General features: G+C 68.4%; 18 protein-coding genes. 11 read left to right on the top strand and 7 right to left on the bottom strand.

The features are described from left to right. Nucleotides 1-104: 104 nt before the first annotated feature. Nucleotides 105-689 carry a winged helix-turn-helix domain-containing protein gene (locus AC3CF1_RS01625; RefSeq protein ID WP_488449362.1) on the top strand — a complete coding sequence of 195 codons (585 nt, stop codon included), beginning with the start codon at nt 105-107 and terminating at the stop codon, nt 687-689. Further along, on the top strand, nt 690-1,946 hold the full coding sequence (locus AC3CF1_RS01630) for an MFS transporter (RefSeq protein WP_488449363.1): 1,257 nt from the start codon (nt 690-692) through the stop codon (nt 1,944-1,946). A gap of 90 nt (nt 1,947-2,036) precedes the next feature. Here the strand turns inward: AC3CF1_RS01630 and AC3CF1_RS01635 are convergent, their stop codons facing one another. Next, nucleotides 2,037-3,110 (bottom strand): glycoside hydrolase family 43 protein, encoded by a 1,074-nt coding sequence (locus AC3CF1_RS01635; protein WP_488449364.1) that lies wholly within the window; start codon nt 3,108-3,110, stop codon nt 2,037-2,039. Between the two features lie 133 nt (nt 3,111-3,243). Beyond that, nucleotides 3,244-4,407: a S66 peptidase family protein gene (locus AC3CF1_RS01640; RefSeq protein ID WP_488449365.1), complete on the bottom strand. Its 1,164-nt coding sequence runs from the start codon at nt 4,405-4,407 to the stop codon at nt 3,244-3,246. Between AC3CF1_RS01640 and AC3CF1_RS01645 the strand changes: the two genes are divergently transcribed. The 3 genes from AC3CF1_RS01645 (at nt 4,352) to AC3CF1_RS01655 (ending at nt 5,929) form a co-directional block, all read left to right on the top strand. Continuing rightward, nucleotides 4,352-4,684: a hypothetical protein gene (locus tag AC3CF1_RS01645; RefSeq protein ID WP_488452156.1), complete on the top strand. Its 333-nt coding sequence runs from the start codon at nt 4,352-4,354 to the stop codon at nt 4,682-4,684. The two genes, AC3CF1_RS01640 and AC3CF1_RS01645, sit on opposite strands and share 56 nt — an antisense overlap. A 291-nt stretch (nt 4,685-4,975) precedes the next feature. Next, the gene (locus AC3CF1_RS01650) at nt 4,976-5,719 is read left to right on the top strand and encodes a LolA-like protein (RefSeq protein ID WP_488449366.1); all 744 of its coding nucleotides are present in this window, start codon (nt 4,976-4,978) and stop codon (nt 5,717-5,719) included. Between the two features lie 21 nt (nt 5,720-5,740). Then, nucleotides 5,741-5,929 (top strand): SbtR family transcriptional regulator, encoded by a 189-nt coding sequence (locus tag AC3CF1_RS01655; protein WP_488449367.1) that lies wholly within the window; start codon nt 5,741-5,743, stop codon nt 5,927-5,929. Nucleotides 5,930-5,946: 17 nt separating this feature from the next. On the opposite strand, the gene AC3CF1_RS01660 is transcribed toward AC3CF1_RS01655, so the two are convergent. Both AC3CF1_RS01660 and AC3CF1_RS01665 read right to left on the bottom strand, forming a co-directional pair. Continuing rightward, complete coding sequence (locus AC3CF1_RS01660) at nt 5,947-7,113, bottom strand: HEAT repeat domain-containing protein (RefSeq protein ID WP_488449368.1); 1,167 nt, start codon at nt 7,111-7,113, stop codon at nt 5,947-5,949. 408 nt (nt 7,114-7,521) lie between these two features. After that, the gene (locus AC3CF1_RS01665) at nt 7,522-8,241 is read right to left on the bottom strand and encodes a DsbA family oxidoreductase (protein ID WP_488449369.1); all 720 of its coding nucleotides are present in this window, start codon (nt 8,239-8,241) and stop codon (nt 7,522-7,524) included. A gap of 116 nt (nt 8,242-8,357) precedes the next feature. Between AC3CF1_RS01665 and AC3CF1_RS01670 the strand changes: the two genes are divergently transcribed. Further along, nucleotides 8,358-8,789 carry a winged helix-turn-helix transcriptional regulator gene (locus AC3CF1_RS01670; RefSeq protein WP_488449370.1) on the top strand — a complete coding sequence of 144 codons (432 nt, stop codon included), beginning with the start codon at nt 8,358-8,360 and terminating at the stop codon, nt 8,787-8,789. Between the two features lie 93 nt (nt 8,790-8,882). Here AC3CF1_RS01670 and AC3CF1_RS01675 read toward each other — a convergent pair whose 3' ends face one another. Both AC3CF1_RS01675 and AC3CF1_RS01680 read right to left on the bottom strand, forming a co-directional pair. Continuing rightward, complete coding sequence (locus AC3CF1_RS01675; RefSeq protein WP_488449371.1) at nt 8,883-9,263, bottom strand: hypothetical protein; 381 nt, start codon at nt 9,261-9,263, stop codon at nt 8,883-8,885. Nucleotides 9,264-9,391: 128 nt separating this feature from the next. Further along, nucleotides 9,392-10,021 carry a TetR/AcrR family transcriptional regulator gene (locus AC3CF1_RS01680; RefSeq protein ID WP_210794195.1) on the bottom strand — a complete coding sequence of 210 codons (630 nt, stop codon included), beginning with the start codon at nt 10,019-10,021 and terminating at the stop codon, nt 9,392-9,394. Nucleotides 10,022-10,081: 60 nt separating this feature from the next. Between AC3CF1_RS01680 and AC3CF1_RS01685 the strand changes: the two genes are divergently transcribed. The 4 genes from AC3CF1_RS01685 (at nt 10,082) to AC3CF1_RS01700 (ending at nt 12,948) form a co-directional block, all read left to right on the top strand. Beyond that, nucleotides 10,082-10,384, top strand: coding sequence for an antibiotic biosynthesis monooxygenase (locus tag AC3CF1_RS01685; RefSeq protein WP_141909251.1), 303 nt, complete (start codon nt 10,082-10,084; stop codon nt 10,382-10,384). Beyond that, complete coding sequence (locus tag AC3CF1_RS01690) at nt 10,381-11,376, top strand: ATP-binding cassette domain-containing protein (protein ID WP_488449372.1); 996 nt, start codon at nt 10,381-10,383, stop codon at nt 11,374-11,376. Before AC3CF1_RS01685 ends, AC3CF1_RS01690 begins: the two co-directional genes overlap by 4 nt. Continuing rightward, nucleotides 11,373-12,200 carry an ABC transporter permease gene (locus tag AC3CF1_RS01695; protein WP_488449373.1) on the top strand — a complete coding sequence of 276 codons (828 nt, stop codon included), beginning with the start codon at nt 11,373-11,375 and terminating at the stop codon, nt 12,198-12,200. Before AC3CF1_RS01690 ends, AC3CF1_RS01695 begins: the two co-directional genes overlap by 4 nt. A 64-nt stretch (nt 12,201-12,264) precedes the next feature. Continuing rightward, the gene (locus AC3CF1_RS01700) at nt 12,265-12,948 is read left to right on the top strand and encodes a class I SAM-dependent methyltransferase (RefSeq protein ID WP_488449374.1); all 684 of its coding nucleotides are present in this window, start codon (nt 12,265-12,267) and stop codon (nt 12,946-12,948) included. Here the strand turns inward: AC3CF1_RS01700 and AC3CF1_RS01705 are convergent. Next, nucleotides 12,938-13,540, bottom strand: a complete 603-nt coding sequence (locus AC3CF1_RS01705; protein WP_210794191.1) for a TetR/AcrR family transcriptional regulator — start codon at nt 13,538-13,540, stop codon at nt 12,938-12,940. The genes AC3CF1_RS01700 and AC3CF1_RS01705 overlap by 11 nt on opposite strands. Nucleotides 13,541-13,674: 134 nt before the next feature. Between AC3CF1_RS01705 and AC3CF1_RS01710 the strand changes: the two genes are divergently transcribed. Further along, nucleotides 13,675-14,031 (top strand): DUF4267 domain-containing protein, encoded by a 357-nt coding sequence (locus AC3CF1_RS01710; RefSeq protein WP_488449375.1) that lies wholly within the window; start codon nt 13,675-13,677, stop codon nt 14,029-14,031. Nucleotides 14,032-14,041 lie beyond the last annotated feature (10 nt).

Here is a 14,041-nt window from a genome sequence, read left to right on the forward strand (position 1 = left end):
CGTCCGTTGGCCTCCAGGCGGGGCCACATGCTTCCGAAAGGCTTCTTGCGAAAGCATGTCGATGGAGCGTATAAACGAAAGGAGTCTTTCGTTTAGGAGTGCTCATGGAGCTGAACGAGCCGGAACGCCGGCTGCGCGTCCGGGACGCGACCAAGCTGCGTGCACTTGCGCACCCGTTGCGCCTGCGGCTGCTGCGCTATCTGCTGGCCGCCGGCCCGAGGACCGCTGCGCAGTGCGCCGAGGCCCTGAACGACACCGGATCGAACTGCAGCTACCACCTGCATCAACTGGCCCGCCACGGCCTCATCGAGCGGGACCACTCCGACGGGACCAACCGCCGTGACCGGCCGTGGCGTGCCGCCGCCACCGGGCTCGAATTCCTCCCGGATCCCGATGATGCCGAGGGGCGGCAGCTCAACGAGGCGCTGACCGCCCTGGAATTCGACGAGGTGTTCCGATCGCTGCAGCGCTACCAGCATCAGCAGCACAAGCTGACCGACGAGTGGCAGGAGAGCGCCACCTTCCACAGCTACACGCTCTCGCTCAACCCGGAGGAACTACGGCACCTCACGCTGACCCTGGACGCCGTCATCCGGCCGTACCTGCGTCCGTTGCGCAACGCGCCTCCGAGCGACGCCCGGGCCGTCACCCTCAACCTCCAGGCATACCCGACGCCTGAGTTCATCTAGATGGTGGCGCTGCTGCGACACCGCGGATTCGTCCTGATCTGGGCTGCCGGGCTCTTCTCCAGTGTGGCGAGCTGGCTTCTGCTCACCGGCCTGCCGATCTACGTGTTCGGGGTGACCGGCTCGGCGTTCACCACCTCCGCGGTCTTCTTCGTCGAGCTGCTGTGCGGCGTCACCCTGGGATCGTTCGCCGGTGCTCTCGCCGACCGATTCGATCGCTTCCGGCTCATGAGCTGTGTCGCCGTGCTGCAGACGGCGGTGGTGATTCCCCTGCTCGGTCAACCTGACCACCAACTGTGGGTCATCTCCCTGGTCGCAGGCGCCCAGGCGGTGCTCACCCAGACGTTCGACTCCGCCCGCAACGCCGCGTTGCCACGACTCGTCGAACCCGCGCACCTGGTGCGCGCCAACAGCGTGGTGGCGCTCAACGTCAGTGTGGGACGGCTCATCGGAGGTTCGCTGGGCGGCTTCGCGATCACCCGCGACGGCACCCGCTACCTGGCTGTCGGCAGCGCCGTGGCCTTCGTGATCACGGCAGCTCTGATCGCCGCCGGCCGTCGGGCCGCGCACCACCACGCCGCAGGACAGGCGATTCCGGACCGTACATCGTCATTCCTCACCGAGTGGCGATCCGGCCTCAAGGCGATGCGACGCAACCGCGTCGTGCGGGTGACGCTTCTGAGCGTGGCGCTCGGCGGCATCGCGCAGGGCCTGTTCGTGGTGCTCTTCGTCGTCTTCGTCAGTCGTGCGCTGGATGCCGACGGCACCCTCACCGGTGTGCTGCGCGGCGTCCAGGCGATCGGCGGGGTGGCGGGCGGGCTCATCGTCGGCATGCTTGGCGCGCGGCTCAGTCCCCGGCTGCTGATGAGCCTCGGCGCGACCACGTTCGCCCTGATCAGCCTGGTCATCTGGAACGGGCCGGCGGTCACCCGTCAACCCGAGTGGTACATCCTGCTGTTCATCCTGGTCGGCGCGCCTGGAATCGCGTACGCCAGTGGAGCCTTCGCGCAGATCCAACAGAGCGTGCCCGACACCGAGCTGGGCCGGGCCTTCGGCGCCTACTTCGCGATCTACAACGCGTCGCAGGGGCTGGGCATGGCCGCCGCCGGCCTGCTCGGAGACGCGCTCAGCGTCGTGCTCGTGCTCAACGTGCAGGCCGTGCTGTACCTGGCGTCCGGTGCCGTCGCCTACGTGGGCCTGCGCTCCGTTCGGCGGCGGCGCCCCACCGAACGGCAACCCGCCACCGTCGACGTCGGGTAGGCCCCGGTCACCGGCCGCAAGCGGGTGCACCCGAAGCGTCCACAGTGTGACGTCGGCTGCGGTTCGGTGTCGGCCGCTGGCGCGCCCGGATCACTCGAAGAACTTGATGCTGAACCCGGTGTCGGCCGTCGGGCCGGGCACGTTGGCGCGGCGGTAGGTGGTGTTGCCCCACCAGCAGAAGGTGCCCGTATACCAGTGCCGGTTCGCCCAGGAGTACGCGGTGCCCTTGGGTACGCCGTGGTACATCAGCGGGAACCTCGGCCCGGCGGGCGGGCTCGTGGCGATGTCGCCGTTGAGCAGGACGAAGCTGTGGTGGCCGGGCCCGTTCACGTACAGGGTGGGATCCCAACCGGCCATCATGGTGGCCCGGTTCGAGCCGAACAGGCAGCCGTTCGACTTGTACCAGTCCCACACGTACGTGGGGTCGCCTCCGGCGCGCAGTCTCAGGTCGGCGAGGCAGTACTGGTCACTCCAACTGCCGTTGGCGGAGTAGACGATGTGTAGCTGCCCGTTGGGGTCCCTGATCGCCTCGGGGGACTCGTTGATGAACGGGTTGCCCACGACGCGCTCCCAGCTCTCGCGTGGCTGGGAGATGATGTACCGGCTGCCGGTCGGGGTGAGCGGGTCGCTCATCCGGCTGAGGTAGATGTTCTGCTCGACGTTCGCGTCGCCGGCCCAACCCGACCAGACGAACCACCGCTGCCCGTTGAAGGTGAACAGGCTACCGTCGATGGCCCACTTGCCGCCGGGCAGCGCGAGCTGGCGCTCAGCCGTGTAGCCGCTGGCCGGTGACGCCGAGTGGATCGCGTACATGCGGTGGGCGGTGCCGCGCCCGGCCGAGAAGTAGATGTAGTAGCGGCCACCATCGGTGACGATCTCCGGGGCCCAGACCTCACCGAGGTTGCGGCTGTCCGTCCACACCTGCCGCGCGGCTGCAGCGGCCAGCGCGTCGGGGGAGGCCGCCTGCCGGACGGCGATCCCGCCGTTGAGCGACTGGACGGAGATGTAGGTGGCACCGACGCGGATCACGCTCGGGTCGGCGGCCCGCAGGCTGGTCTGCCCGGCCGCCGCCGGCCCGGCACCGACCAGGGACAGACCGGTGGCGAGCACGACAGTCAGCAGGATGGAGAGGAGTCGCGGAAGGGTTCGGTTACCGACGTTCACGATCGGGATTCCTCTCCTCGAACTGACGTGATAGATAGCCATAGATTAGTTGAGGACGTGGCCAGCCACAGCGTTGGTTGCCAGAACCTGAACCGACCGCGGGCACATCGAGGCTGCGGGCCTTCTGATCGGCTCAGCGGCTCGATGCCGTGGTCGGGTGCGGCCGCACCGCCGGTTCGAGCAGCGACAACGTCCGCTGCCCCGCGTCGACGGCGACGCGGATGCCGACCGGCATCGGCAGATTCGGGCCGGCGTGTCCGAACTCGACGTTGCCCAGGACCGGGATGTCACGGTTGCCGAGGACGTCGAGGACTATCTCCGGCAGGGTTGGAGACTGGTCGGGCGCCCCGAGTCCGTCGATTGCATGCGGGACTCCCACGACCATGCCGGCGATCCGATCGAGGATGCCGCAGTGCCGCAACACCTGCAGATCGCTCCACACCCACGACGCGTAGCCGCCCATCTCCTCCCAGAAGAGCACCGCGCCGTCGAACCAGTCGAGCGGCAGCGCGTACCGCGTCGCCTGCGTCCGCATGATGCGATTGAGCACCCCACCGATCAGCGGGCCCTCGGCGCGACCGGCCCGCCAGCACTCCCACGACGGCGTGATCGGCAGCGTGCCGATCGCCTCCGTTCCGGTCAGCAGCGTTACGTAGAGCTTTTCCAGCTCGGCTTGGCGCGCTGCGGGCGCACGCTGCCATGCCCCGCCGAGCCCGGGTGTGGCCATGTCGGCGTGGAACCCGACCAGACCCGTGCGTGCGTAGAGCACCAGATGCAGCAGTGAGATGTCGCTGTAGCCGAGGATCGGCTTGGGATCGGCAACGATCGCGTCAACGTCGATCAGGTCGAGGTAGCCGAGCGCCGTCTGACCGCCGTCATGCGCCACGATGGCGCGCACCTCAGGGTCACGCAGCAAAGCGTTGAACTCTGCGGCGATCTCCGTCGGCGTGCCCGCGCTCCACCAATGGTGACGCCCCGCTTCGAGCAGCGGTGCTCGGCGTACGCGGAATCCCATCCGTTCGAGCACGGCCACCGACTGATCGAGATCGGGCTCGTAGACGGCTTGCAGTGGCCCGGACAGCGACGCGATGACAACGAGGTCTCCGGGCCTCAGAGCACGAGGCCGAAGGAGTTGCGGGAGCACAGGACCAGGCACCGCCGCAGTGTTCCAACACGGTACGAACCGTGCAACCTTGTTCGATCTCTGACCACGGCGCACAGGTGCGCTAGCGTCTGGGCCCATGGACTCCGTGGACGTGGCCTTGGCCGTCGTTTGCGCCGCCGCCAACCTGGCCATGGCCGCCGTTCTGCTCGTCAAGAGCCGTGGCGGCACGACGGTGCCCCTGATCTTCGGCCGCCCGCAGCACCTTCCACGCCTGCGGGCCGCGATGTACGCCTGCATCGGGCTGGGGTTGGGCGTGGGCTGGCTCGTCAAGGACGTCTTCCCGCCGCACTCCACGGGCGACACGGTGGTGTACAACGTGGTGAGGGTCCTGTTGGCGGCTGGTGTCGTCACCGCACTGCTGAGCGCCTTCCGGTACCCGCGGTCCCTCAGTGACAAGGCCGCTCGCTAGGCGTTGGCCCGCTGTGCCTGACGGCGAGGCACACGGACGCGGACAGCGTCGGGCCGGCTGAGGTTCGGTGCTGGCCGTTGACGCGTACCTTGATCGCCATGATCGCCCGCGCACCCCCGGCGCCGGCCGGCGTGGCGCGACTGGCCACCTTCGTCGGCCTGAGGTGGTCGATCATGCAGGTGTGGTGCCCGATCGGGGATGGATCGCGACTTTCCTGCCCCACCACAACCCCCTGATCGACCGGCAGGATCGGTAGGCTGCGCCGGTCGTCGATCAACGGGGAGTTCGATCATGGTTCGCAGATGGCTGCTCGTCGGCCTGCTCGTGCTGGTGGCCGGCTGCGACTCGGGCGGTGACGCCTTGCCGGAACCGACCCCTGCTGACCCGCTTGCGCAGGTGCGTGCCGCAGCCGCCAGGACCGCCGGGGTGCCGGCGCACGTGACGTTGAGCGTGCCCAACGTCGAGGTCGTCGGGGACACCGACCCGGCCGGCAGAGCACTGACCCTCACGGTCACCACGGGTGCCGACGGCGAGACCGTCGAGTCCAAAGTGCGGGTGGTCGGCGACGACGCATGGAGAACGCTGGGCAGTACCTACCTGCCAAACCTGGACCCGACGAAGTTCATCTGGTTCCGGACGTCGGAGTTCGCCACGGCGTCCCTGCTGCATCTGGGGGACACGTTCGACCCCGCGGGGATCAAGGGCCTCTCCGCGGCGATGACGGCCGCCACGCGTACGGGTGAGGGCACCTACACCGGCCAGCTCGACTTCACCGTGGCGCCAGCCGGGGTGTCCCGGGGCCTCCTGCCAGCGACGGCTGAGCAGTTGGAGCACCACGGTGGCGTGTCGCAGTCCGTGCCGTACGAGGCGTCGGTGGACGCTCAGGGCTACCTGACGTCGCTGACGGTCATGCTGCCGACCTACGCGAGCACGGCCACGTTCTCCGACTTCGGCAAGCCGGTCAAGATCGAAAAGCCCCGTGAGGTCGAGGTTGTCGAAGTGCCGGACGCGTTGCGCCGCGTCCTGTCGAGCTAGGTGGTGCGTCGGAGCCGTGGTGTGTCGGAGCCAACGACGGCCCACCGGGCGCGGGGCGACGTCACCATCAGCCATCTGCTCGCGCTGATCACCGGCATCGCCCTGGCCACGGAACGCCATCGGGATCCTGCCGCCGAAGCGAACCGGCTACTCGCCTTGGCGGTAGCGGGAATCAGCCCCACGCCGAGGAGCGCCGTCACCACGGGGTGAGCAGGCGACCCCCATCCCTACCCTTTGGCGGTGGCGCGACCTTCCAGGATCCTCTCCACGTCGTACACCTGCCATCGGCGCGAGTCTGTGGGACCCAGTTCGGAACCCATTTGGCGTAGCACCTCAAGGCCGTGCCGATCCCCGCGAACAGCGAGGCCAAGGGCTGCGTAGAACCGTGCGTTCAGATGGTCGTCGGTCAGGTGCGCGGCCAGCAGTTCGCGAATCGCCGGAGTGTCGATGCCCGACTCAGCCAAGATGGACAGAGCGCTGGCGCGGACTCCGCCGTCGCCGTCCGACGCGAGTTGGACGACCGTCGCCACCACGTTCGGCGGCGTGTCGAACGTCTTCGAAGACGGATTTGCGTACATCCCCAGGCGCGGGTGCTCGCCGATGGCGTTGCCGAGCACGCCAGCGACGTGTCCACGGATGATCGGGTCGGGGTGACCAGCATGGTGCAGGACGTCCGTCAGGTCACCATGGTCGGTGTACTCAGCGAACGCACCGATCACGTTGTTCAGGGCGATCTGATCCTCTTCGGCGTGCATTCGTGTCCTGAGCACCTCCAGCGCCTGCGCCTTCAAGGGTTGCTCCTGGCAGCCCAAAGAGTGCAACAGCTCGGTGGCGAATCTCCTTGTGCCCACTGACGGGTGTGCCACAAGGTCGGCAGCCCAGCGGAAACTGTCCTCAGCACCCCGATGCTGCGCCAGGACGACCTGGGCTTGGCTCCAGTCGCACGACTCCGGGTCCGCGTAGAAAAGGGCACGGGCCAACAACTCGTCGCGAGAGACAGGTATGTCGAACTGATCTTCGAGATGGGTGATGATCGCCCGATGGGCGATCTGCGTCTCGGCCTTGCGCCCGTCGGCGAGGGTCACCCGGATCCTGGTCGCCTGCGGCCATGGCCACTCGTGCCGGATCGCGATCCGCACATGCTCGACGAAGGCCGGCTCGTCCTGATGCGCACTGAGCCGACGACGCAGGTCCAACTCCGGGTCGAGGCTCAGCCACGCTCGGGCGATCTCCAGTGCACCGCGCGTCAGGTGCTGTGGGACCTGCTTACGCCACGGTGAGCCGCTGTACGTCAGCTCCCACAGGACCTCGTACGCTCCGAAGTCGGCCGCCCAGGACACCGGATCGACGCCGTCCTCCCACGGGCGGGCCGGATCGACCCCGGCGTCGAGCAAACTGGCGACGACATCAGCGTCACCGGCGAACGCCGCCGCACGGAGCAGCCTGCTGCCCTCGTCACCCGCGAGCGCGTCCGCCGGCGCCGTCCGCAACAGCTTCTCGACGGACTCGGTATCGCCGGCCTGCACCGCCGTGAGCAACTGAGCATCCATTCAGCCATCCTTTCCTAATGGACGCCGGCGGCCGATCGAGTTTCACAGCGCTGTCCTGCCGACGCCGCGCGGGCGTACCTTCAGGCGAGTGACCAGCGCGTCGGCCGAGGTCCGGCGGCCCGGCGTGGCGACCGGCCACGCTCGTCGGCCTGACCCGATGATCGGGGCCGATCATGGATTTGGTGCCCGTTTGCAGACGGGTCGCGGCTCTTGTCACCCACCACAAGTCCATGATCGACGGGCGCGGGCGGCTCAGCTGGTGCGGTCGGGTGCGGCACAGCCGTCCGGGGTGCACACGTCACCGGTGCCGGCAAGGGTCGGCAGTGGTTGTGGCGTGGGATGGCTCTCGGCCCACGCCTTGGCGATGACCGCGAGCAGGTCGTCGATGCCGATCGCCCCGGGAACGGCGAAGCGGCCGTCGAACACGAGGAAGGGCGCGCCACGTGCCCCGAGGCGTTCTGCCTCGCGCTGGTCGGTCGCCACCCGGGCGCGGTAGCGGCGGCTGCGCAGGGCCTCAGCGGCGTCGGCGCGGTCCAGGCCCACCTCGGCGGCGAAGTCGAGGACCTCCTCGGCGGTCCACAGCTTGCGGGCCTGCCCGAAGTGCGCGCGGAACATCGCCGTCCAGATCTCGGTGCCGCGGCCCTGGTCGGTCGCGTAGGCGAGCAGTTCGTGGGCCAGGTCAGTCGGCCCGAGCGTGCGGTCCACCGCGTGGTAGGGAGTCAGGCCCTCTGCCTCGGCGGCCCGTTCGATGGGCCGCAGGACCCGGTCGACGGTCGTCGCGGGGGCCCCGGCCATCGTGATCAACTCTCGTTGACTGACGCCCTCGCGGGGCAGGTCGGGGTGAAGCTGGAAGGACCGGTGGACCACCTGCACCTGATCGCCGTACGGGAACTGGTCCAGGGCCTGGTGGAGCCGGTGGTCCATCAGCCCGCAGTACGGGCAGACGATGTCCGACCAGAACTCGATCTTCATGGCACTCCTCCTCTATTCTCACTTCTTGTTCGTAACGCCATCATGCATGAGAATTGGAAGGCCACAAAAGGTACATTCATGTTCGTGGCAAGGGGCTGACGGAGAGGTGGCAGGGGATGAGCGCAGGGGATCTTCGGCGCAGGCGCACCAACGTCCGGGCTAACGTCCGGGCAGTTCCGGGGCCCTGTGCGCACTGGAACGACGACGATGCCGACTTCATCCGCGAGGTCCTGGACCTCGTCGGCGACAAATGGAGTGTGCTGATCATCGGCACGCTCGCCGACGGGCCGGTCCGCTACTCGAATCTGGGTGACGCGATCCCCGGCATCTCGCAGCGCATGCTGACGCTGACGTTGAAGCACCTCCAGCGCACCGGCCTCGTCACCCGGACCTCATATCCCGAGGTTCCGCCCCGCGTCGAGTACGCCCTCACCGAGCTGGGCAGGTCACTGCTCTCCACCGTCCTGGCCCTGGCGGCCTGGTCGGCCGACCATCATGCCGAGATCCGCCGCCACCAGACGACGTACGACAACGGCAACACGGACTGACGCTGGTCGATCATGAAGTTGTGGTGCCCGTCCGGGGATTAATTGTGGCTTTTGCGGACCACCACAACTCCATGATCGACCGGGTTCGGGGCCTCATTGAGCCGCCCGACGCCGGGCGAGCGCGTCGCGTACGGCGAAGATGACCAGTGCGAGCGGCACGAAGACCCACAGTTGAAGAACGCTGTAGCGGCGCAGGTCCCGGTCGATGTCGACACCGGTGAGTTCGGCGTCGAGGGCGCCGGGCCTCGTCAGTGCGATCGCGTGGATGGACAGTGGCGCGTAGTTGAGCCCCGCCCCGGTGAACCACAGGCCGATCGCCCGGCTGCCGAGGCCGCTCGACGACGCCAGCAACCAGATGCCCAACGCCACCATGGCAACCACACCGACCAGGAACTCGGCCAGGATGATGCGCCGTCGGCGGGCGGTGCCTCGGGTGCCGTGCATGTCGACGGCCGCCAGGCGACGAACGTTCATCGAACGATGATGCCACCGGCGGGCAGATCACCGGGCCTCGCTCGCGCGCCCACCCGTACGTCAGGGCACGGGTTGGTGGCAAGACGCGGTTCGGCCGGTCATGAGTTCGCGGTAGTCGAAAGCTCGTCCTAGGCGCAGAGCTGCGCGTGGAGCGTGTCGTAGACCCACTGTTCCCAGCGATCTTGGGTCCAGGCTCGTTCGCGGACGAACAGCAGGTACAACTGCGGGCTCAGTAGGCCGAAGAGCAGGTCGGCAGCGTGCTCGACGGGCAGGTCGGCCTTAGCGCCGGGCTTGGCCACGAGGCTGCGCGCCGCGACGGTCTGGACTTCGAGTCGCGGATCGGCGTCCTGCGGCCACATGCTGGCCAGACTCGGATCCTGCGCGCCGGCGGCGCTTAGTACGTCCATGATCGGCGCGACCCGCTGGAGCACCTCGCAGGTGCCTCGCACGTGTGCCCGCAAATGCGCCTCGGCAGTGTCGGTCGCGAGGGCGTCGAGGAACCAGGTCCGCTGCATCGTGGAGATGGGCTCGTCGTCGCCGGCGATGGTGACGTCAACCAGTTCCTTGAGCAGCGAGGGCTTGTTGCCGAAGGCGAAGTAGATGGTCTGTACGGCGACGTCGCCGCGCTCGGCGATGCCTTGCAGCGTCGTGGCTCCGTAGCCCTGAGCGACGAACAGTTCGTAGGCGGCCTGGAGGATCCGTCGCCGGGTCTGCCGGGACTTCTCGCCTTTCTTGCCGGTGCTCTTGACCCGTTGCATACCTGTACCTTAACACTAGAGTTAAGCTCTAGAGAACGACTCTAAAGAAGAGGTGCGGAGATGGCTCTCATCCGGACGACACGATTCACGGCCGACCCCGCTGACGCCGACGCGGTGCTGGAGCGGCGCACGAAGCTCATCGAAGCGATCCGGGCGGCATTCGCCGGTCCGACCGAGACCCGACTGATCCGCGTCGACGAGCGGACCTGGGTGGACATGTGGCGGTGGGACTCGCCCGAGGCCCTGCAAGCGGCCCTCACCGGAGCGCCGAGCCTGCCCGAGGCCGCCGCGGCGTTCGCCGTCGCCCGTGATGTCAGCGCGGAGCAGGGCGAGCTGGTCGACGAGGACGGCTGGACCCGATGACGAACTCCAGCGACCTGGCCGTCGAAGCTACGGGCCTGGTAAAGACGTTCGGCGCGACCCGAGCCGTGGACGGTATCGACCTGAGCATCCCCGCGGGCTCGGTGTACGGGTTTCTCGGTCCCAACGGCGCCGGCAAGACGACCACGATCCGCATGCTGGCCACGCTGTTGCGCCCCGACGCGGGTAGCGCGCGGGTGTTCGGCCACGACGTGGTCAGCCACGCCGCTGCGGTACGTGACCGGATCAGCCTGACCGGCCAGTACGCCTCACTCGACCATGGGCTCACCGCGCGGGAAAACCTCGTTCTCCTCGGTCGGCTGCACGGCCACTCCCGTGCTGGTACGGCAGCCCGGGCCGAGGAGCTGCTGAACGCCTTCTCTCTGACCGAGGTGGCCGACCGTCTGGTCGAGACGTACTCCGGCGGCATTCGGCGCCGGTTGGACATCGCCGCCGGGCTCATCGTGACCCCCGACCTGCTGTTTTTGGACGAGCCCACCACCGGGCTGGACCCGCGCAGCCGCAACGACGTGTGGAACGTGGTCCGGGTCCTCGTCGCCGAGGGCGCCACGGTCCTGTTGACCACCCAGTACCTCGACGAGGCGGACCAACTCGCCGACCGCATCGCCGTCATCGACCACGGCACCCTCATCGCCCAGGGCACCAGCAGCCAACTCAAGGCATCGGTCGGAGGTGGCACCCTGCACGTCCGTCTGGCCGAACCTGACGACTGGGCCGCCGCCGAACGGTTGCTGACCCAGGCGTTGCACGGGCCTGTGGCGCTCGGCTCCGATCCAGCCGCCGTGACCGCACAGGTGCCGGAAAGCGGGCCGGCCGCCACCGCGGCAGCGGTGCACGCGCTGGCCGAGCTGTCGCGAGCCCGGGTCGAGGTCACCGAATTCACCCTCGGACAGCCCAGTCTGGACGAGGTGTTCCTCGCCCTGACCGGCCGTCCGGCCACTGTGGACGCCGCCCGGAAGGAGAAGACCGCATGACCACGCTCGACAGTGTCACCGGCGCCCGACGGTCCGGGGCGGTGCTCGCCACCCGCCCGCGACCGTCCCGGCCCAGCACCCTGACCGCCAGCCTGGCGTTCACCCGACGCGCTCTGCTGAAGATCAGGCGCACCCCCGTCCAGATCTTCGACATCGCCGTCCACCCGGTCGTGTTCACCCTGATGTTCACGTACCTGTTCGGCGGCGCGGTCGGCGGATCGACCGGCGCGTACGTCGGCTACCTGGTCCCGGGGATCCTCGTGATGACACTGCTGGTGACCACCGGCACCACCGGCGCCGCGCTCAGCATCGACCTCGCCAGCGGCGCGTTCGACCGGTACCGCACGCTGTCGATCCGACCCGCCGCACCACTCATCGGGGCAATGCTCAGCGACACCGTACGGTACGTGCTCGCCTCGGCGGTGGTCGTGGGGCTCGGTCTCGCACTGGGGTTCCGCCCACACGGCAACGTCCTCGGTGTGGTGGCCGCGGTGCTGCTTGTCGTCACCTTCAGCGTCAGCCTGTCCTGGGTGTGGACAACGCTGGCGCTGCTCATGAAGTCACCCGGCGCCGCGCTCGGCGTGACCCAGGCGCTGCTGTACCCGCTGTCGCTGTTCAGCAACATCTTCGTCGACCCGGCCACGCTGCCCGGATGGCTGCAAGCCTTTGTCGATGTCAACCCGGTCACCCACCTGGTGACCGCCGCCCGAGAGCTGATGGCCGGCGGCACACCCGGCCTCCAGCTCGCCTGGATCCTGATCGCCTGCACGGTGCTGACGGCGGTCTTCGCGCCGCTGTCGGTGCGCCTGCTCCGCAGCAGCTGACGACACATCACGGCACCGAGGGGTGCTGGCCGCACCCCTCGGCCGCCGACTCGAAGGAGACAAGATGATCGACACGACAGCCGCTGAGCAGCGCTGGCTGAGCACCCTCTGGCCCTTCGTGCAAGCTCACCTGCCACCGGCACCATCCCATGTGGTGGAGATCGGATGCGGCCCGACCGGCGGCTTCGTCCCGGCCATGCGGGAGCACGGCTATGACGCCGTGGGCGTGGATCCAGCCGCACCGCCCGAGCCTGGCTACCATCAGACGGAGTTCGAAAACCACGAGGGGACCCGCCCGGTCGACGCGATCGTGGCTTGTGCCTCGCTGCACCACGTCAGTGACCTCGACCGGGCACTCGACCGAGCCGCGGCGGCCCTCGCGCCGGGCGGCGTGCTCATCATCGTCGAGTGGTCGTACGAGAAGTTCGACGAGGCAACCGCACGATGGAGCTTCGACCGGTTGCCCGGCAACGGCGAGCACGGCTGGCTACACCACCACCGGGAGCTGTGGCTCGCATCTGGGCAACCCTGGCAGACCTACCTCGATGACTGGGCCGAACGCGAGGGCCTGCACAACGGCCACGCCATCGTCCAGGCGCTCCAGGCCCGGTTTCACACCCGGCTGCTCACCGAGGCCCCCTATCTCTTCCCCGACTTGTACCCCAGTTCGGTAACCCACGAGCGGGCGGCCGCACACCGAGGCGAGATCCGAGCCACGGGCATCCGTTACATCGGAGTCAAGCCGTGACGGTCGCCGCGCCGCCCGCATTCGGCGCGGTGAACTGGGTGACGAGGAAGTCGAGTCGTGCGTCCTGGCCCTCTGGGGGGATGCGGCCGGTCTCCGACAGGACGGCCATGCCGTGCAACGCGCTCCAGGTGACCTCGGCGATCAGTTCGCGGCGCTCGTCGTCCGGGTCGAAGCAGCTCACGAACTCGTCGAAGCCCGCCCGCAGGGGAGCCGGTGTCTCGGGGCTGGCGAACCTCAGGTCGGTGGGCAGGACGAACATGGCCTGGTAGAGGGCGGGTCGTTCGGTGGCGAAATCCAGGTAGGCGCGGCAGACGGCACGCAGGGCCTGCCCCGGCTCGGGGGCGGCCAGTCGCGCGCGGCGCAGGTGGGCGGCGAGTTCGCCGAAGCCGTCGATGGCGACGGCGCTCACGATCGCTTCCTTGCCGTTGAAGTGGCTGTAGAGCACCGGCTGGCTGTATTCGACGCGTTCGGCCAGGCGTCGCGTCGTCACCGCCTCCCAGCCCTCGGTCTCCGCGAGTTCGCGCGCGGCCGTGACGATCAGCTGGTGACGGTGGGCGCGTTCGCGTTCGCGGCGCTCGTTGATGCCGGACATGACTGCATCCTAGCAACGCTTGACTTCCTGTCGAAGCTAGATCTAGCGTTGCTAGCACAACTAGCGCCGGCAACAATCGCTGCGGGCGCTGCCGTCAACAGGGGAGACAACCCATGCTCACCACCGTCGCCACCGTGCTCGCCGCACTGATCGACGTAGGCATCATCGTCATCGGCGCGCGCGTCTTCTGGGCGCCGCAGGCCGCAGTCGGGTTCGGCATCCCCGGCACGCCGACCGACGACAGGGCCTTTCAGGCCTGGCTCACCGTCAAGGGCGTGCGCGACATCGCGTCGGGGCTCTTCATCTTCGTCCTGATCATCGGAGCGACATCGCACCTGTTGGGTTGGTTCATGCTGGCCGCCACCCTCATACCCATCGGGGACGCGCTGATCGTGCTGCGCAGCAAGGGCCCAAAGGCGATCGCGTACGGCGTCCACGCGAGCACCGCCCTGGTGATGCTGGCGATCAGCGTGCTCCTGCTCGTCGGCTGAGCGCGTGCCG

This window comes from Micromonospora sp. MGP-C2, assembly GCF_057766525.1.